The organism is Cupriavidus metallidurans CH34, assembly GCF_000196015.1.
Taxonomy (GTDB): Bacteria; Pseudomonadota; Gammaproteobacteria; order Burkholderiales; family Burkholderiaceae; genus Cupriavidus; species Cupriavidus metallidurans.
In genome coordinates this window covers 3910040-3928089 of sequence record NC_007973.1, presented here as the reverse complement: position 1 = coordinate 3928089, position 18050 = coordinate 3910040, and the positions used below count along the sequence as shown (strand labels likewise).

Genomic DNA, 18050 nt, shown 5'->3' with positions numbered 1-18050 from the left:
ACGCGTCAACGACAACAGGCCGTCCACGTGCCCGAGGCATCGTAACGGCGTCGATCTAACGGTATACATGGCGGTATACCAAAGGCAGGAAGTCCGGGTTGTGCGTGCGCCACGCAAGCCCGTGTGGTGTTTGGACCGGGATTGTACCCCCCTGCCCAAGTTATCCACAAAGGATAACCCTGTGGACAAGTTGTGAAAATTCAGTGGATTGCTGTGCACAACCATGTCAGAAGCCGTTCTCGGTACAAGGCAAAAACGACCAATTGGCTATCGAAAACAATGACTTGATTGCTGTCGGTAATGCGTATGGATGACCGGGAATACCCACAGAGTTACCCACTGCGACTTGTGGACAATGGCGCACCACGTCGGCGTGACGGATTCGCCGCCGCCACCGGCCTCAACCATCGGACGCCTTGACAGGCTCAACGAATATCGGTTAAATGGCGGGTTCTGCGATGCGGCAGGGGATCACGTATGCGCATCGCCGGGTCTGGCCCGTACCGTGCGTGTGAACCATGTGCGGCATCAGGCAAGCGGCCTGATCCCCGCCGGCGCTTCGTCCAATGTGGCGATGCCAGCGGCGGCCGGCAGCAAGACAGAACCAGAATCGTCGGCAAGGCCGCAGCTTTCCCAGAGTCTGCATCGCGGCACAGCCCCATGCGAACCATACGCGGCGGCCAAGGCGCCCCGGCAAATCGCCGGCGCCCGGAAAGCCCGGATCAACCAGAGAGTGCAACATGAAACGTACCTATCAACCTTCCGTTACCCGCCGCAAGCGTACCCATGGTTTCCGCGTGCGCATGAAGACCCGTGGCGGCCGTGCCGTGATCAACGCACGCCGCGCCAAGGGCCGCAAGCGCCTGGCGATCTGAGTGCCGGGCGACCGGCCCGGGCGGTGAACGTCGGGTTGCGCGATTCGCGCTGCCTCGATGAAAGCCTGCCCGGCCAAGCGCCTCGCACTCAGGATGGCCGGGAGCACTGCCCGTCGAAGCCCAGCTTGCCGCTAGCTTTGCCAAGCGTGTCGAACCATGCCTTTCCCAAAGCCGCGAGGCTCACAAAGACGGATGAGTTTTCATCCGTTTTTGCTTTGCGGCCCCGGCGTCGCACTACGCACTTCGTGCTGTACGTGCGCGCCAACGGCCAGGCGCAGGCCCGGCTGGGCATCGTCGTCGGCAAGAAATTCGCACCACGCGCGGCCGAGCGTAATCTCGTGAAGCGCATGGTGCGGGAACTGTTTCGGAGCCGGCAGGCCCAATTCGCGGGCCGCGATATTCTGCTGCGCCTGCAAGCGAAGTTTCCGCGCGCGGAGTTCTCCAGCCGGGTTGCAATCCGCAAGGCCTGCCATGCGGAGATCAGCGGATTGCTGGACGTGGCGGCCAAGCCGCTACCCGTTGCGCCCGCCGTACCCACGGCACCGCCGACGGCTTCTGCGGATGTGCCCACCACGCCCGAGGCGCCTGCCTGACCACCACCATGAAGCGAATCCTGCTTGCCCTGCTGCGCATCTACAAGATCGCCCTGAGTCCTTACCTGGGCTCGCAGTGCCGCTTCCTGCCCACATGTTCCGACTATGCCCGCGACGCCATCGTGCAGCACGGCGCGGCGCGCGGCACCTGGATGGCGGCGTGCAGACTCTGTCGCTGCCACCCATTCACAAAGGGCGGGTATGATCCCGTGCCTGCAACACACGGGACCGCCGCGGCGCCCCCGGCATCCGCCGCGCCAGGCCGCCCGCCTGTCACGGTCCGGCTTCCCAGACCCTGATTTCCTCCGACCATAGCGAGACATGGATATCAAACGCACCATCCTGTGGGTCATCTTCTCGATGTCCCTCGTGCTGCTCTACGACAACTGGCAGCGCGCCAACGGCCACGCGTCGATGTTCTTCCCGAGCGCCAACACGCAGCAGGCCGCCCCGGCCGGCGCTGGTGGCGCTACGCCTCAGGCCGACGTGCCCAAGGCGAACGCGACGAACGCAGCCCCTGGAACGGTTCCGGCAGCGCCGCAAGCGGCTGCACAGCCGGTCGGCGAGAAGGTCACCGTGACTACCGACGAGGTGCGCGCCGAGATCGACACGGCCGGCGGCATCCTGTCGCGCCTGGAACTGCTCAACGAGCATGAGAAGGATGGCGCGCCGGTCGTCCTGCTTGAACGCGACGTCAATCGCACCTACCTGGCCCGCTCCGGCCTGATCGGTGGCGACCTGCCGAACCACACCACCGTGTTCACGGTGGCGCCGGGCGCGCGCACGCTGGCACCGGGCCAGGACAAGCTCGACGTAGTGCTGACCGCCGAGAAGAACGGCGTGAAGTTCGTCAAGACCTACACGTTCCACAAGGGCAGCTACGTGGTCGACACGCGCTTCGACGTGACCAACACGGGCACCGCGGCGGTTTCGCCGACGCTGTACCTGGAACTGGCGCGTGATGGCAGCAAGGTCGAGAAATCGCAGTTCTACAGCACGTTCACGGGCCCGGCGATCTACACGAACGCCGACAAGTACCACAAGCTCACCTTCGAAGACATCGCCAAGGGCAAGGCCACCGTGCCGGCCGCCACCGACAACGGCTGGGTGGCGATGGTGCAGCACTACTTCGCATCGGCCTGGATTCCGCAGACCGGCAAGCAGCACAGCTTCTACGCCGAGCAGATCGACCCGAACCTGTACCGCGTGGGTATCCAGCAACCGCTGGGTCAACTGGCCCCGGGCGCAACGGTCAGCACCGATGCCCGCCTGTTCGCCGGCCCGCAGGAAGAACGCATGCTCGAGCAGATCACCCCGGGCCTGGAACTGGTGAAGGACTACGGCTGGCTGACTATCCTGGCCAAGCCGCTGTTCTGGCTGCTGGAAAAGCTGCACGGCTTCCTGGGTAACTGGGGCTGGTCGATCATCGGGCTGACCGTGCTGATCAAGCTCGTGTTCTTCCCGCTGTCGGCTGCCAGCTACAAGTCGATGGGCAAGATGAAGGACCTGCAGCCCCGCATGACGGCCATCCGCGAGCGCCACAAGGGCGATCCGCAGAAGATGAACCAGGAAATGATGGCGCTGTACCGCACCGAGAAGGTCAATCCGCTCGGCGGCTGCCTGCCCATCGTGATCCAGATTCCGGTGTTCATCGCGCTGTACTGGGTGCTGCTGTCGTCGGTGGAAATGCGCGGCGCGCCGTGGCTGGGCTGGATTCACGATCTGTCGGTGCCGGATCCGTTCTACATCCTGCCGATCGTGATGGCCGTGTCGATGTTCGTGCAGACCCGACTGAACCCGACCCCGCCGGACCCCGTGCAGGCCAAGGTCATGATGATCATGCCGCTGGTGTTCTCGTTCATGTTCTTCTTCTTCCCGGCCGGCCTGGTGCTGTACTGGGTGGTGAACAACATCCTGTCGATCGCCCAGCAATGGCAGATCAACCGGATGCTCGGCAAGGGCAAGACGGCTGCGGTAGCCAAGAGCTGATCACCGCCGATCCGACCCCGAACCTGGAAAAACCCGGCCTCCTGCCGGGTTTTTTCTTTTTCGGCGCACGTCACTAGTCTTATATCTTATATAAGACTAGAATCCCCTTCACCAAGACGAAAGGGGATACGCCATGACCTGGTCGGCCAGCCAATACGTGCAATTCGAGGATGAACGGACCCGCCCCGTGCGGGATCTGGTCGGGGCGATCCCCACCGCCAGCGCGCGGCGGGCCGCCGATGTCGGCTGCGGCCCGGGCAACTCCACCGAAGTACTGGCCGCGCGCTACGCCGGCGCCGAGGTAACGGGGTTCGACAGCGACGCGGACATGATTGCGGCGGCACGCAAACGCCTGCCGGACCTGCGCTTCGATATCGCCGACGTCACCGCCTGGAATGACCCCGGCCCCTACGACGTGATCCTGGCCAATGCCGTGTTCCAGTGGGTGCCAGATCACGCCACGCTGTTTCCCTCGCTGATCGACAAGCTAGCGCCGGGCGGCAGCCTGGCCGTGCAGATGCCGGACAACCTCAACGAGCCGCCGCACCAGTTGATGCGCGAGACAGCGCTGAACGGCCCGTGGGCGAACAAGCTCGCCAAGGCCGCCGAGGCCCGCACGCCGCTGGCCAACGAGCGCTGGTACTACGAACTGCTCAAACCGCACTGCACACGCGTGGACATCTGGCGCACGATCTACCAACATCCGCTCAAGGGCGGCCCGGCGGCCATCGTCGAGTGGTTCAAGGGCAGCGGCTTGCGGCCGTTCCTGGCGCCTCTGACCGAAGATGAGAAGGCCGAATACCTGAAGCGATATGAGGCGGCAGTGGCCAAGGTCTTTCCGGCCATGTCCGATGGCACGGTCCTGCTGCCGTTCCCGCGCGTGTTCATCGTCGCAACGCGCTAGGAAGCCTCCACGGAACATGGCGTTGGTATCACGTGCGTCGTCGCCTACACTGCAGTGACGCCTTGCAGTCTCCTCGTGTCCAAGCTGTGCGCAGAGAGATACCGCCATGAGCCGTCCGCCCGAGCTGCATCGGAAGATGCGCCCTGCCGCCGCCTTTGTCATGCTGGGCGGCTCGGGCCTGCGCATCGTCGAGGCTCAGCTCGACGCCCTGCTGCAACGCGACATAGCGGAAGATGTGCACGCACTGCGCGTGGCCGTGCGACACCTGCGTGCGGTGACCTGGGCATTCGGCCCGATCCTGCCGCGCGCCGTCATGGAGCGCTGGAAGCTGGCGCTCCATGACGTGGCCGATGCCGCCAGCGCCGTGCGCGACTGGGACGTCTTTCTTTCCGAAACGCTACTGCCTGCCCTTGCCATGCAACCCGGGGACCCGGTGCTGGTCGCGTTGATCGACGTCGCCCATGCCAGGCGCGCCGAGGCACGCACGCTCATGGTCACGCAGTTGACGCGCTACCGGCAGGCGCCATTGCCCACCCTTTACCGGGATCTGCTGCACCTGTCCGATCCCAAGACCCGCCACGGGCAGCATGGCCGCATGGCTGCGTTCGCGCGCGGGCGCATCCGCAAAGCGCGCGGGCGCGTACGCGATCTGGCGCGCGTGGCACGCGACGGCCAGATCGCACACATCCATGCGCTGCGGATCGGCAACAAGCGATTGAGGTATGCAATCGAAGCGCTGTCCGATGTGCTGCCCAAGCGCTACCGCAAGCGGCTGCACGGCAAGCTCATCGCACGCCAAACCGAACTCGGCGGCGTCATCGACGACGCCGTGGCGCACAGGCTGATATGCGAATGCCTGGCAAGCTGAGCCTTGCCACCCCGATCGTCCCCCATGCGGACGATCTGCGACAATACTGGCCATGACCGTATCCCAGATTCCCATCGCCGCGATTGCCACCGCGCCTGGCCGTGGCGGCATCGGCGTCGTGCGTGTTTCCGGCCCCGATGTCGGCGCCGTGATGCGCGCCGTATGCGGCCGCGCGCTGCAGCCACGTCACGCCACCTATCTGCCGTTTCTCGATGCGCGTGGCAATGTCATCGATCATGGCCTCGCGCTCTACTTCCCGGCACCGAATTCGTACACCGGCGAGGAAGTGCTTGAGTTGCAGGGCCATGGCGGACCGGTGGTGATGCAGATGCTGCTGTCGCGCTGCCTCGAGGCCGGCAAGGACATCGGCCTGCGTGTGGCCGAGCCGGGCGAGTTCACACGACGCGCGTTCCTCAACGACAAGCTCGACCTCGCGCAGGCCGAGGCCGTGGCGGATCTGATCGAAGCAAGCACGGAGGCCGCGGCGCGGTCTGCGGCGCGGTCCATGGAGGGAGAGTTCTCCAAGGCAATCCACGCGCTTGTGGAAAAAGTCATCCACCTGCGAATGCTGGTGGAAGCCACGCTGGACTTTCCCGAAGAGGAGATCGATTTCCTCGAGGCCTCCAATGCACGCGGCCAGCTGACACGCATTCGCGAAGATCTCGCGGGCGTCCTCAAGCAGGCGCGGCAGGGCTCATTGCTGCGTGAAGGATTGTCGGTGGTTCTGGCCGGACAGCCCAATGTGGGCAAGTCCTCGCTGCTCAATGCGCTCGCCGGCTCGGATCTCGCCATCGTCACGCCAATTGCCGGCACCACGCGCGATCGCGTGCGCGAGACGATCCAGATAGACGGCATCCCGCTGCACATTATCGACACCGCAGGTCTGCGCGACGATGCCGCCGACGAAGTGGAACGCATCGGCATCGAGCGCACATGGGAAGCCATCCGCCACGCCGATATCGTGCTGCATCTGATCGACGCGGCGGACTACATCGAGCATGGCATTTCGGAGACCGATGACCATATCGACGATCGCCTGAGCGGCCAGTTGCCCCCCGGGTCTCCAATCGTTCGCGTCATCAACAAGATCGACCTCGCGCCATCCGTCGGCGCGATGGGATTTGGCGGCAACCGCCCGCATGTGGTGGCGGCCAATGGGCCAAACCCGACCGAGATCTGGATCTCCGCACGCACCGGCGCGGGCATCGACCTGATGCGCAGCGAACTGCTGCGCCTGATCGGCTGGCAGTCCGGCAATGAAGGCGCGTTCCTGGCGCGGGAGCGCCATCTCATCGCGCTGCGCAACGCGGAATCGCACCTCGAACTCGCCGAGGCCAGCGCCTCGCAGCACGCCCAGGCGCTGGATCTATTCGCGGAGGAACTGCGGCTGGCACAGGATCACCTGAACAGCATCACTGGAGAGTTCACGAGCGATGACCTGCTGGGGACAATTTTCACGCGGTTCTGCATCGGGAAGTGACGGCTTGGCGAGACAAGACCGGTAGCACAAGGCGAACCGTCTCCTGATGTCTTCCGCGAAAACCGCTCGCCCCCTCACCCCCGGTGAGATCGCGCTCGCCCGCAGTGTCTTTGCCGATGACATCGACTACGGGCAGGTCCGCATTCACGCGCGGAACTACGTGTTCTGGCAGGGTGCCGGATACATCATCACGCCAAACGGGCAGATGTACCTCGGCCGAAGGCTGCGTCACTACACAGACTTCAGCGCTGCCGGCATCCAGATCCAGGCGTTCTTCATTCACGAGATGGCGCACGTCTGGCAGCACCAGCACGGCGTCAACGTGTTGTGCAGAGGACTTGGCGAGCAGATCCGGCACTTCCTCGGCTTCAACCAGTACCGGTACCGGCTGGAGCCCGGCAAGCCACTCACGGCCTACAAACTCGAGCAGCAGGGCGACATCATGCGCGACTTGTTCCTCGCGCAACTTGGACATCCGACGCCGTATGACGCCGAAGCATACGTCGCGATGACAGGCGCACCTGCAAGAGGCCGCTCGATCGGTATCACTCAACTGGACGCCGTTGACTTGGCAAACAATGTGGCAGACCATCCCGGCACGGATGGTGAGTCAGTCCACAAGGATGGAAGTCAGTGATGGGAGTCAGTCATGCCGCGGGTATCGAAAGCGGAAACGGAAAAGAACCGTATAGCCATTGAACAGGTTTCGTCCCAGTTGTTTCGTGAACAAGGATTTCACGGGATCAGCGTAGCCGATCTGATGGGTGCGGCCGGACTGACGCACGGCGGCTTCTACGGCCATTTCGAATCGAAGGATGCGTTGGCGGCCATCGCCTGCGCGCGCGCATTCGAGGAGTCGAACGCGCGCTGGCGCAAACGTGTGGAAGAAGCGCCTGACAAGGCAACCGCGCTCGCGGCGCTGATCGATGGCTATCTGTCCACGCGCAACCGCAATGCGCCTGGGAGCGGCTGCCCGGCGGCGGCGCTGGCCAACGATGTCGCGCGCGAGGGCGATGACAAACCGGTTCGCGCGACCTACCACGAAGGGCTCGAAAAACTGCTGGATGTTCTGGCCAGCATCCAGCCGGGCGGCAACGCCGCCGCCAATCGCGCTAATGCCATCGCGGAGATGGCCACACTGGTCGGCGCCCTGGTGCTCTCGCGCGCCACGCAGGGCACGCCGCTGTCCAACGAAGTGCTCGCGGCAGCCAGGGGATATTTGCTGGCCCGGGTCAGCAAGGAGTAGGCGCGTTAAACTGGCGGCCTTTCTCCACTTACCTGGCTCCAGAGGAGCCCGTCCCCGAGATGTTGAGCCGCCTGCAGCAATCCCTCATCGCCGTCGTTGCCGTGGTCGTCCTCGGCCTGTTGTGGTTCGTTGGCAATGACAAGGGGGACGTCGTACCGGTTGAAACCGGCGCCGCTCCATCATCCCAGCCAGCCAGCATCCCGCGCGGCATCCCACGTAACGGCACGCTCGACCCGATCAGCATCGACCCCGAGCGTCCCGCCGACGTCCTGCCCCAATACCAGGCCGATGGCCTGTTTGCCGACTATCGCGACAATGCAGGCGAGGCCGACGACCGCTATCGCGGCAAGTACTTCATCGTCGAAGGCGTGGCCAGCGGCATCCGGCGCGACGACGGCAACAATGTGTTCCTGGAAATCCGCACCAGCAACCCGGGTGAACTGGTCCGGGCAAACCTGCTGCGCCGGCAGATCTGTGGCCCGGCAGGCAGGGTCTGCGAGGTTGAGGCGCGCGCCACCATGGTCCGGCGTGGCCAGAAGGTGGCCGTCGAATGCACGGGCGCCGGGCAAGGCGAGGGCGGCGTGCCGCTGCTGAATGACTGCCTGATTCGCGGCGGCGCCAATTAAATCGCCGTCCCGCGCGGTGCCGTGCGCGGCACGCGGGAGATTTGCGGCATCAGTGCCCCGTTGTTCAGTGATTTGACCCTGTGCCCGCGCGTCTACAGTACGCAGGCATGGTGCCGCCAATGCGCCCCTCATCCGGATCCGGGCGGCCGGCGCCCGCGCCGACGCGACTCAGGACACACGATGAAAAGAGCAACGATTGCCGCCATGCTGGCCCTGCTGGCCAGCGGCTGTTCCACCTACCAAGCCGTCACACCGGTCGACCAGGGCCAGGCTGACCCGATCGCCAGTTTCCAGCCCGGCCCCTATGGCGGACCGGCGCAGTTCCGCGTCAACGGCAATCACGTGGTGGGTGCCGATGGCGCGCTGTTCTGCATCATCCCCAATCAAGTGAACGGCAATGCCTATGTGGAGAACTTCGCGGACGCACTGCGCGCGCGCAATTTCGAAGTGAAGGTCCTGCAGCCGTATTCGTCGGTGGCGGCATGCCCGATGACCGCCACGTACACGGCCCAGCGCCAGACGTTCGTGACACCGTTCCTGGTCTCGGTCGACATCACGGTATTCCGCAATGGCGAGCGTGCCGGCAAGGCCATCTACAACGCCAATCGCAGCGCGGGCGGCATCAATCTGAGCCATCTGATCCAGCCGGACGCCAAGATCGACGAACTGGTCGACCAGCTGTTCCCGGGCCTGAAGCCCCAACCGGTACCGGCCCAGGTAGCACCGGCGCCTACTCCGGGTTCGCAGCCAGGCTCCGGTGGCGCCGCGCCCGCCGCCTGAGCGAGCGGCATTCAGGCCTAAGAAAAGCGGGGCCGGGGAACGCCTCTTGAGGGGGCATCTTGCCGGCACGCCGCATGAAGATCGCGAGTTTCTGGCGCGTGGATGCTCCAGTGCTCCAGTGCTCAGGCTTCCAGCCGACCCAGACGCACCACGGTCACCCCGGGCCGCAGCTGGCGCAGCGAGGGCATCACCAGCACGCAATTGGGATACGGCGTGAGCACCTCGGCACCGTCGTTCCAGCCGATCACGGTTCCGGCATCGGCAAAGGTCTCCAGCCCCGTGTACGGGCCGGCAAAGCGGAAATCCATGCTGGTCGCCACCACGGGCTCGGTCACGCGAATCACGCGCTGCGCGGCCGGCAGCGGGCGCAGCCAGCCCGCGGGCAGATCGGCTTCCTCGACGATGCCGGCGCTGAGCAGGAAGCGCGCCGTGCTGTCACGCGCGACGTCCACCGCCGAGGTCTCCCAATGCTGGCCACATTCGATCAGCAGCGCATTTCGCGGGCTGGCCGGATCGCCAAAATCCGCGTAATCGCGCATCCGGCGGCCTTCCGGATGGCCTTCATCGACGATGATGTCGGCCGGGGCGCCAATGGCACGTGACAACGCAATGCCCTTGTCGAGCGGACCGGACACGATCAGCGGCCGGCTTTTCTCGTGCATCGAGTGCAGGTCGAGCAGCAGGTCCACCGTATCGATCACCGGACGCATCGCGCGCGCCCGGCGCAGTTCGGACGAATCGCGCGACACGTCGTCGAGCACCGCCGAAGTCCAGACCCGGTTGAAGTCCTGATCGACGAAGCGCGACGCATCGGGCTTCGCCGCATCGAAGCGCGCGTAGGCGTCGACGTTGGCGAACGACAGCGTGAGCCTGCCGCGTCGCGGCCGCAGCCCATGGTCGAGCAGCCCGGCCACCGTGATCGCGCCGCACACCTCGTTACCGTGCGTCAGTGCGTTGATCATCACGTGCGGCCCGGGCAGGCCGCTGTCGAACGTATGGAGGTAGGCGATGCCGGTGTTGCTCTCGGCATACGGGCCAATATCGGGAAATTCGACTTCGACGGGGTAGGCGTCGAAGGCGGGAGCAGTCTGCGTCATCAGGACTTCCTCAGGAGTTACTCGCGAATATCGGCCGCCTGCACGATCGTGCGATAGCGGCTGGTTTCGCGCTTGATGAAGCTCGCGAACTGGGCCGGATTGGCCGGCGCCACTTCCACGCCGGCCTCGGCCAGCTTCTTGCGAACTTCGGGCATGGCCAGTACGGCCTGCATTTCATTATTCAGGCGATCAATAACAGGGCGGGGAGTAGACGTTGGCGCCATCAATCCGAACCATACCCCCATGTCGACGCCCTTGAGCGCCGGGGTCTCGGCCAGCGCCGGCACGTTCGGCGCCACGCTGGCGCGCTTGGCTTCGGTGACACCATAGGCCCGAATGCGGCCCGCCTGGATGTGCGGCAGCGCCGAGGACAGCACCATCACGGCCAGGTCGATCTGACCGCCGAGCAGGTCGGTGGACATCGCCGAGGCTCCCTTGTACGGCACATGGGTGATGTTGACCTTACCCTGCTGCTTGATCAGTTCGCCGGCCAGGTTCAGCGGCGTGCCAACGCCGGAAGACGCATAGGACAGCTTGCCCGGCTGCGCCTTGGCCAGCGCCATCAGTTCGCCGGCATCCTTGGCCGGCAGTTGCAGCTTGCCGACCAGCACCATCGGCTGCGTGCCGACGAACGTGATCGGCGCCAGGTCCTTCTCGCCGTCATAGCGCACGGCCGGGTTGGTCAGGCGGGCGATCGACACCTCGCTGCCCGAGCCCATCAGCAGGGTGTAGCCGTCGGCATCCGCCTTGACCACTTTCTGCGCGCCGATCGTGCCGCCAGCGCCGCCGAGGTTCTCGATCACCACGCTCTGCCCCAGACGCTTGCCCAGTTCCGGCGCCACGGTACGCGCAACCAGATCGACGCTGCCGCCCGCGGTATAGCCCACCACCAGCGTGATCGGCTTGGTCGGGTAATTGCCGGCCGCGCTTGCGGCGAATGCACAACAGGCGAGGGAGGCGGCAACGGCCGCGCGCAGCAGGGTCTTCATGATTTCTCCGGGCAGTTCTAGGAATGTTGTCCGGCGATGGTAGAGAGACGCGCAGCGGGAAACATGCGGCTTTGGCAATGTGGATTGCCGATTTGGCAATGGCTGTCTGACTCCCCGCTCCGCACGACGGGTGTATAGACCGGGAGAAGGGACGAACCAGTGCTCAGGCTGCCGCCGCGGCCCGCCAGAACGCCTCGGCCAACGGGCGCATTTGCGCGCGCGGGCGGTACAGGCGGATATCAAGCGCGAGGTCGGCGGAGTCGCCGCCCTGAAGATCGGCACGCACCAGGCGTCCCGAATGGAGATCGTCGGCAATCAGACGCGCCGGCAGCCAGGCCAGGCCCATCTTCTGCCGCACCATCTCGTGTACCGACTCGGCGAAGTCACTGACGGCGATCACGTCGAGCCAGCTTGCCAGCTTGCGGCGGGCAATCTCCTGGTTGACCATGCGGCCCATCGTCAGCGTCTCCGCATAGGCAATCATCGGCACCGGCGCGGGGCGCGTGCCCGACTTCGGTCGTTGCAGCCGGAAGGCGGGGCCACCACGCGCATCGGCAGCCGCCACGCAGACCATGCGCTCCACGCCCACGGGATGGAACACATAGCGCGCGTCGTCCAGCATCACGGGCATATCGTGCGGACTGTAGCAAAGCAGAAAGTCAGCATCGCCCTCGGTGAACATGGCCAGCGCATCGTGCGTGGCATGGGTCGATAGCCGTGTGCGAAAGCCGGCGCCGGCCGGGTCGTCGCGCAGTGCCTCGCGCAGGCCGGCCAGCCATGCTGGCACCATCGAACGCGCGAGCGTCTTGCCGGTGGCGATGGTCAGCGTGCTGGCGTCCGCGCGATGCGCCGCCCGCAGCGACAGGCGTGCGTCCTCCAGCGTGCGCAGCGCCGTCTGCGCGGCCTCCAGGAACTGGCGGCCCTCGGCGGTCAGCCGCACCGGAAACGTGCTGCGATCGATCAGTGGCGCGCCGGCCCAGACTTCGAGCGCCTGCATCCGCCGGCCAAATGCGGGCGGCGTGACGTTGCGCAACTCGGCGGCACGCGCGAGACTCCCGGCCTGGGCCAGGCAGACGAAATCTTCGAGCCAACGGATATGCATGGGGACGGCGGGAGGAGATGCCGCATTGTAACGTCGCCGACTCAGTTAGAATTTTCGCCATGGTCTCGATCAAGCGCAGCGGCACGCCCACTCCTTCCAGTCCTACCGATTCCGACTCAGCGCAGGCGGGCGGCAAGGCCTTTCCCGAATACACCATCGACGAGCTGGCGCGTGTGGCCGGCACCACCGTCCGCAACATCCGCTCCTATCAGGACCGCGGGCTCATCGACCCACCCGAGCGGCGCGGGCGCGTCGGCATCTACACGCAGGCGCATCTGGGCCGGCTGCGGCTGATCCACCATCTGCTGGCGCGCGGCTACACGCTCGCCAACATCATGGAACTGCTCAAGGCGATCGTCGAAGGCCACGACCTGCGATCGATCCTGGGTCTCGAGACGGCGATCAGCAGCCCCTGGAACAGCGAAGCACCGCGCCACTACTCGTACTTGGCGCTGGCACGGTTGTTCGGCCGCGCGATCTCGCGCACGGCGCTGGCCAAGGCGATCTCACTGGGATTGCTGGAACCGGATGGCTTCGGCTACCTGGCCCGCAGCCCGCGCGCGCTGGCGGCGGGTGCCGAGATGGCCAAAGCCGGGTTTCCGCTCGAGGACGTGCTCGACATCATCGAGCAGGCGCGCGGCCACTTCCAGGCCGTGTCCGACCGGATCGTCGGCATGGTCGTGCGCGAACTGGACCGCTTCGGCGAAGGCAAGCTGCCGCCGCCATCCGAAGTGCCGCGCATCGTGGATGTGCTCTGGCGCATCCGGCCACTCGCGCTGGTGGCGCTTGAGACCGAGATGATGCGGGCGCTCGAAATCTCGGCCAACAAGTATCTCGGGGACCGCGTTGCCGCGATCCTCGAACATCTGCATGAAGAGGGCGGATCGGCGGGCGATTGATGCGCCGGCCGAGCTCCCGCACACCTGCCGCTTGCCACCTGCCGCGTCACGCCACGCTACGGATCGACGGCGCGCGCGTGCTGGCACCCGCGCGAATCGCCGTGTCCTCGATCTCCGAGATCAGCGGCGCGATGCGGCTGAGCTCCGCGCGATTGTCGTCATCCCAAGGATGGAACCCAGGCCGGAAGTAGGCGAACCATTCCGGAATCATCTTGCGCAGCGTGCCCGGCGATCCCCACAGGAAGTTCATCACGCTGCCAAAGCCGAGCAGCTTGTTGCGGCATGACTTGTCCGCCATCACCAGCCTGACGTGGAAAACGAACACCATGGCCCAGAACGTCACGGTGGTGGTGAGCATCGTGAACGTTCGCACGAAGTAGCGGTATGGGCCGGGCTTCATGACCACGTTCCATACGTCGTAGGCCACGGCCTTGTGCTCGGTTTCCTCCAGCGCGTGCCAGGTCCATACCTGCCGATAGCCAGGCTCCGAATCACCCATTTGACGCGGATCGGCCAACACGCCAGCAGCCAGCATCGCCGTGTAGTGTTCCAGCGCGATCGTGTGCGCGAGCTGCCATGATTTCGGCAGGATTTTGCGCAGCAGATTGAGCAGGCTGGCCACGCGGCTGTCGAGCTTGCCGGCAGGTAGGCCAACATCATCGAGCAAACGGTTGTAAAGGATGTGCTCGCGTGTGTGCATCGCTTCCTGTCCGATGAAGCCGGCCACGGCCTGCTTGAGTTCTGGGTCGGCGATACGGTCGCGATAGTTGCGCACGCTGTCCATGAAGAAGCGTTCGCCGGCCGGAAAGAAAATCGAAAGTGCGTTGATGAAGTGGGTGACGTGCCGGCCGCGTTGATGCCAATCGCAAATGCGTTCCGGCGGGAGATGAGGGTGTACGTCACGGCGGACAGGCATCATGATGCGAACTCCTTGCTGAATGACGGACGTGCCTCGCGCGCACCGTCCAGAAAAGGCAACAGGTCAGCGGCCACGCGCGGAGGGTCTTCTTCCATTGGGATGTGGCCAAGCCCCGCGTAACGGCGCAGCGTCACGTCGGGAATGCGGGCCGCGAACTCGGCCGCGTGCGCGGGTGGAATCCAGCGGTCGCGATCGCCCCACAGCACCAGCGTGGGCACGCGCACGCCGCGCAGGCGTTCGGTATCCAACCCATCGAAATCGAGCTTCGGCACCATGCGACCTACGGCTTCACGGCTGCCTGCGGCATAGAAGAAATCGACGTAGCGGCGGAACGTGGCCTCCGGCACGTGCGACGCATCACCATAGACATCGCGTGTGGCCGCGCGGATGATCCACTCCGGCAACATCCACGGCGCCGACCAGCGCACCATGGCGTGCCGGAACAGGTCGATGTAGATCGGCAGTTTCATCGGGAAACCTGCGGCATCCACCAGCACCAGCCGGTTCACCAGCGACGGCCGGCGCGCGGCGAGGTCCCATGCGATCAGTCCGCCGAGCGAGTTGCCAATCAGCGTTGCACACGAGATGTTCACTGCGGCCAGGAAGCCGTCGATGAATGCGCGATAGACGTCGACATCCATCGTCATGATGCGACCATGCGCGTCACGCAGCGGACCGGTGAGGCCAAACGGCGCGAGGTCGAGCCGCACCACGCGATAGCGGCGACGCAGCATCGGCATCAATCCCTCCCACGTATGCAGCGATGCGCCGAATCCGTGGATCAGCACCAGCGGCTCGCCCTCCGGCACGCCTTCCTCGGTGTAGTGGACCAGCGTGCCCATCACCGATACCCAGCGGGACGCGGGCAACGCATGGCGGTGCGCCAGCGTTTCACGCGACAGGCTGAACAGGCCGATGCGGCCTTGCCCGAACCAGCGCGTGAACGCACCCGGCGGCGACTGCAATGCCGCCTCACGTGAAAGCGCGGCGCGATTCATGCGCGTTCTCCGCGTGCGGGCGCGCCCGCCGTATCGGACAGCAGTCGCTTGCTCTTGCGTCGCGTATCGCGCACCACCAGCGACTGGTACGCGGCAGGCAGGACGCGGGAGAGGGCATCCGCCGCGTAGGCATCCGGGCCGATCAGCACGCGGCGCTTGTTCGCGCGCACCCCGTCCAGAATCACGCGCGCGGCCTTGTCTGCCGTGGTGATGAAGAACTTCTCGAACTCCTCGCGGCCCTGCTGCGCGTCGCGCACCAGCAGCCCGTTCACGCTCGACGAGACCCGGCTGGCACGCGCGATATTGGTCTTGATACCGCCTGGATGCACAGTGGTCGCGGACACGCCGCAGTCCATCAGATCGAGTTCCTGGCGCAGCGATTCCGTAAATCCGCGCACCGCGTATTTGCTGGCGTTGTACGCGCCCATGCCGGGCTGCGCGAACAGGCCGAAGATGCTCGACGTGTTCACCACATGGCCTTCACCGCTGGCCTTCAGATGGGGCAGGAATGCCTTCGTGCCATACACCACACCCCAGAAGTTGATGCCGATGATCCATTCGAGATCGTCGTAGGCCATGCCTTCGATCGTGCTCGACAACGCCACGCCGGCATTGTTGAAGATCAGGTTCACGCGGCCATGCGCACGCGCCACGTCATCCGCCCAGGCATGGACGGCGGCGCGATCCGCGACATCCACGCGATGACTGGTGACCTGCACCATGGGCGCCACGCGGCGCACTTCGGCCACCGTCTGCGCGAGGCCCGCCTCATTGCAGTCCGATATCGCCACGTGGCAGCCGGACTGCGCGAGCTGGATGGCCAGACAGCGCCCCATGCCCGAGCCGGCGCCGGTGATCGCGGCAACCTTGTTGTGGAAATCCTTCATGCATGTCTCCCGATATCGTTATGGGGTGCTGCGGTGTGGATGAGGGCGCAGGGTTGTGGGATGGGTGCGACCAGATCTCAGGCGCGGGCGGTCTCGGCCTGTTCGGGTAGCGGGGCAACGCCTTGTTCGCGCATGGGCCAGCGTTCGTAGTCGGCCATGCGGAAGGTCTGCGTCGCGCGCCAGAACTGCCATGTGAAGCCTGGCCACAGCGTGGTGTTCTTGCCGCTGCGCGGGTCCATGTACCAGCTCGCGCAGCCGCCTGCCGACCAGATCGTGTGATTCAGCTTCTGCTGGATGCCACGGTTGAAGCCATCCTGGATCGACGGGCGCACGTCCACGGCTTGCACGCGTTCCTGGCGCATCTGCTGCAGCGCGTCGAGCACGTAGCGCACCTGCGACTCGATCATGAACACCATCGAACTGTGTCCCAGTCCGGTGTTCGGCCCCATGATCAGGAACAGGTTCGGGAAGCCCGAGACCGTGGTCCCGAGGTACGCCTCCGCGCCGTCGCGCCAGGCATCGAGCACGTCACGGCCATCTCGCCCGATGATCACGCCACGCGGCAGCGGATCGGTGGCGCGGAAGCCCGTGCCCAGGATGATGCAATCGGCCGGCCTGCGGCTGCCATCGCGCATCACCAGCGCGTCCGGTTCCACATGGTCGATGCCCGTGGTCACCACATCGACATTGGCGCGTGTGAGCGCACCGTAGTAGTCGTTGGACATCAGCACGCGCTTGCAGCCGATCGTGTAGTCCGGCGTCAGCTTCGCGCGTAGCTCGGGGTCGCGCACTTCCCGCGCCAGGTGGCGCCGCGCCATCTGCTCCACGGCCTTCATCAGCTTCGGATGCATCACGAAGCCCATCACGCGCATTTCCAGCATCCAGTACAGGCCGGCGCGTACCAGCCACTGCGTGAAGGGGAACTGGCGGAACATCCAGCGCTCCAGCGCGGAAACGTCGCGGTCCGGCTTGGGCATGACCCACGGCGGCGTACGCTGGTAGAGGTCGAGGCGATCCACCTGTGGCGCGATCTGCGGCACGAACTGGATCGCGCTGGCGCCAGTGCCGATCACGGCCACGCGCTTGCCCGCCAACGGATAGTCATGGCGCCACTGCTGGGAGTGGAACGTGGTGCCGGCGAAGGTATCGAGACCGGGAATATCGGGAATGGCAGGGCGGCTGAGCCCGCCCATCCCCGAGACCAGGATCCGGGCGCGCACGCGCCGGCCATCGGCCATTTCCAGCCGCCAGACCCCAGCGGACGCGTCCCAGACGGCCTGCTTCAGTTCATGGCCGAAGCGCAAATGCGAGCTCAGGCCGAACGTCTCGGCGCTGTGTTCAAGGTAGCGGCGAATCTCCGGCTGCGGCGAGAACATGCGCGACCAGCTCGGATTGGGCGCGAACGAAAACGAGTAGAGATGGGATTGCACGTCGCACGCACAACCGGGATAGTGGTTGTCGCGCCAGGTGCCGCCGACCGAACCGGCTTTCTCGAAGATCAGGAAGTCATCGACGCCAGCTTGCTTGAGACGGATACCCATGGCCAGCCCAGAAAAGCCGCTGCCGATGATGGCGATGTCGCAGGCAGCGTCGTTGGGACGCGTGGGGATGAGACGGTCGGGCAGATCCACGGGTGCATTCATTTGGCGCATTCCGGTGGGTGCGCGGGTGTCGCCTTCGAGGGCGGCGACACGATCACGACACCATTGATTGTGACATTGAACGATGTCATCGTAGGTATCGCTGTGGCGTGGGTCAATGTGCTGGTTTGAAGATTTGCTCTATTTTTCGGCGATTT

Annotated in this window: 19 protein-coding genes; 12 read left to right on the top strand and 7 right to left on the bottom strand. The window is 65.2% G+C overall.

Going from position 1 to position 18050, the window contains the following annotated elements; translation table 11 throughout:
• The first annotated feature begins 740 nt into the window (after positions 1-740).
• The 11 genes from rpmH to RMET_RS18115 all read left to right on the top strand — a co-directional run bounded on the left by rpmH (position 741) and on the right by RMET_RS18115 (position 9361).
• Positions 741-875 carry a 50S ribosomal protein L34 gene (gene rpmH / locus RMET_RS18160; RefSeq protein WP_008650850.1) on the top strand — a complete coding sequence of 45 codons (135 nt, stop codon included), beginning with the start codon at positions 741-743 and terminating at the stop codon, positions 873-875.
• Positions 876-1021: 146 nt separating this feature from the next.
• Entirely contained in the window at positions 1022-1468 is a 447-nt protein-coding gene (gene rnpA, locus RMET_RS18155; protein ID WP_085960498.1) for a ribonuclease P protein component, read from the top strand.
• 8 nt (positions 1469-1476) lie between these two features.
• Positions 1477-1767 (top strand): membrane protein insertion efficiency factor YidD, encoded by a 291-nt coding sequence (yidD, locus tag RMET_RS32415; RefSeq protein WP_008650848.1) that lies wholly within the window; start codon positions 1477-1479, stop codon positions 1765-1767.
• 22 nt (positions 1768-1789) lie between these two features.
• On the top strand, positions 1790-3457 hold the full coding sequence (gene yidC, locus RMET_RS18150) for a membrane protein insertase YidC (RefSeq protein ID WP_011518027.1): 1668 nt from the start codon (positions 1790-1792) through the stop codon (positions 3455-3457).
• A gap of 133 nt (positions 3458-3590) precedes the next feature.
• Entirely contained in the window at positions 3591-4361 is a 771-nt protein-coding gene (tam, locus tag RMET_RS18145; protein ID WP_011518026.1) for a trans-aconitate 2-methyltransferase, read from the top strand.
• Positions 4362-4467: 106 nt separating this feature from the next.
• On the top strand, positions 4468-5229 hold the full coding sequence (locus RMET_RS18140; RefSeq protein ID WP_011518025.1) for a CHAD domain-containing protein: 762 nt from the start codon (positions 4468-4470) through the stop codon (positions 5227-5229).
• 52 nt (positions 5230-5281) lie between these two features.
• Entirely contained in the window at positions 5282-6709 is a 1428-nt protein-coding gene (mnmE, locus tag RMET_RS18135; RefSeq protein ID WP_011518024.1) for a tRNA uridine-5-carboxymethylaminomethyl(34) synthesis GTPase MnmE, read from the top strand.
• Positions 6710-6755: 46 nt separating this feature from the next.
• Positions 6756-7346, top strand: a complete 591-nt coding sequence (locus RMET_RS18130; RefSeq protein WP_011518023.1) for a hypothetical protein — start codon at positions 6756-6758, stop codon at positions 7344-7346.
• Between the two features lie 12 nt (positions 7347-7358).
• Positions 7359-7955: a TetR/AcrR family transcriptional regulator gene (locus RMET_RS18125; protein WP_011518022.1), complete on the top strand. Its 597-nt coding sequence runs from the start codon at positions 7359-7361 to the stop codon at positions 7953-7955.
• A gap of 59 nt (positions 7956-8014) precedes the next feature.
• Positions 8015-8581 carry an OB-fold putative lipoprotein gene (locus tag RMET_RS18120; RefSeq protein WP_008650831.1) on the top strand — a complete coding sequence of 189 codons (567 nt, stop codon included), beginning with the start codon at positions 8015-8017 and terminating at the stop codon, positions 8579-8581.
• 180 nt (positions 8582-8761) lie between these two features.
• On the top strand, positions 8762-9361 hold the full coding sequence (locus tag RMET_RS18115; protein WP_011518021.1) for an Sbal_3080 family lipoprotein: 600 nt from the start codon (positions 8762-8764) through the stop codon (positions 9359-9361).
• A 122-nt stretch (positions 9362-9483) separates the two neighbouring features.
• Here RMET_RS18115 and RMET_RS18110 read toward each other — a convergent pair whose 3' ends face one another.
• From RMET_RS18110 to RMET_RS18100, 3 genes are all read right to left on the bottom strand, one after another.
• Positions 9484-10458: a M14 family metallopeptidase gene (locus RMET_RS18110; protein ID WP_011518020.1), complete on the bottom strand. Its 975-nt coding sequence runs from the start codon at positions 10456-10458 to the stop codon at positions 9484-9486.
• Between the two features lie 17 nt (positions 10459-10475).
• Positions 10476-11447 carry a Bug family tripartite tricarboxylate transporter substrate binding protein gene (locus RMET_RS18105; protein ID WP_029306820.1) on the bottom strand — a complete coding sequence of 324 codons (972 nt, stop codon included), beginning with the start codon at positions 11445-11447 and terminating at the stop codon, positions 10476-10478.
• 163 nt (positions 11448-11610) lie between these two features.
• The gene (locus RMET_RS18100) at positions 11611-12549 is read right to left on the bottom strand and encodes a LysR family transcriptional regulator (RefSeq protein WP_011518018.1); all 939 of its coding nucleotides are present in this window, start codon (positions 12547-12549) and stop codon (positions 11611-11613) included.
• Between the two features lie 59 nt (positions 12550-12608).
• Here RMET_RS18100 and RMET_RS18095 point away from each other — a divergent pair, with 59 nt between their 5' ends.
• Positions 12609-13448 (top strand): MerR family transcriptional regulator, encoded by an 840-nt coding sequence (locus RMET_RS18095; protein ID WP_029306821.1) that lies wholly within the window; start codon positions 12609-12611, stop codon positions 13446-13448.
• Positions 13449-13494: 46 nt separating this feature from the next.
• Here the strand turns inward: RMET_RS18095 and RMET_RS18090 are convergent, their stop codons facing one another.
• The 4 genes from RMET_RS18090 to RMET_RS18075 form a co-directional block, all read right to left on the bottom strand.
• Positions 13495-14367, bottom strand: a complete 873-nt coding sequence (locus RMET_RS18090) for a metal-dependent hydrolase (protein ID WP_011518016.1) — start codon at positions 14365-14367, stop codon at positions 13495-13497.
• A complete protein-coding gene (locus RMET_RS18085; protein ID WP_011518015.1) occupies positions 14364-15365 on the bottom strand; it encodes an alpha/beta fold hydrolase in 1002 nt (333 codons plus the stop codon). The genes RMET_RS18090 and RMET_RS18085 overlap by 4 nt, the downstream gene beginning before the upstream one ends.
• Positions 15362-16252, bottom strand: coding sequence for an SDR family NAD(P)-dependent oxidoreductase (locus RMET_RS18080; RefSeq protein WP_011518014.1), 891 nt, complete (start codon positions 16250-16252; stop codon positions 15362-15364). Before RMET_RS18080 ends, RMET_RS18085 begins: the two co-directional genes overlap by 4 nt.
• 77 nt (positions 16253-16329) lie before the next feature.
• The gene (locus tag RMET_RS18075) at positions 16330-17895 is read right to left on the bottom strand and encodes a flavin-containing monooxygenase (protein WP_029306823.1); all 1566 of its coding nucleotides are present in this window, start codon (positions 17893-17895) and stop codon (positions 16330-16332) included.
• Positions 17896-18050 lie beyond the last annotated feature (155 nt).